Raw genomic sequence first — 547 nt, 5'->3', positions numbered from 1 at the left:
CATTGTGAATTTTAACATTGAGTCTATTCGCAATGGGGATCTGAATAACCCTCATCTTCAGTACATTAATGCGCCTTTGATGAATCAATGGCAGCTTGAAGGATATCAACGTTTGGTATTTGACTCCTTCGGCAACCGGTTCAATTTAGAGGATGGAGATGTCGTTTTCTATCATGCTGATCTGTCCAGTCGGAATGATTTCAGCTCTCAGGTGCCTCATTAAATTAAAAGAGTTTAAGGTGGAGGATTTATGTTTTCTGGAATTCCTGGCCCCTGAAGTAGCGGCAGATGGTTACCGGCTATCCGGAAGAATCATTTAGAACAAAAGCATACCTGACAAGAGCCGAGAGTTCTACCCTGTTTATCTAATGACCAAAAAATTGTAGGAAAAGGTTATGTGACTTAATGAGTTAGGGAGAAGAAAACTCGTCATCGACCCGTTGTCCATGTGGTCTAAATTGCCAAAGGGATCCGGGGGAGGGCATTCCCTTTCCTGGATCCTTTCTTTATAAGGGGGATTCAATTGGAATTATTGCAATCAATTATG

1 protein-coding gene is annotated in these 547 nt (G+C 41.7%); it reads left to right on the top strand.

Going from position 1 to position 547, the window contains the following annotated elements:
• The coding region (locus tag C3B52_RS37720; protein WP_235615979.1) for a hypothetical protein at positions 1–223 on the top strand (223 nt) is incomplete at its 5' end.
• Positions 224–547: the final 324 nt, after the last annotated feature.

Origin of the sequence: Brevibacillus reuszeri (genome assembly GCF_002897295.1) — a bacterium.
GTDB lineage: Bacteria > Bacillota > Bacilli > Brevibacillales > Brevibacillaceae > Brevibacillus > Brevibacillus reuszeri_A.
Note: the sequence above shows the minus strand (reverse complement) of the source record. Positions and strands in the feature narration are given on the sequence as shown.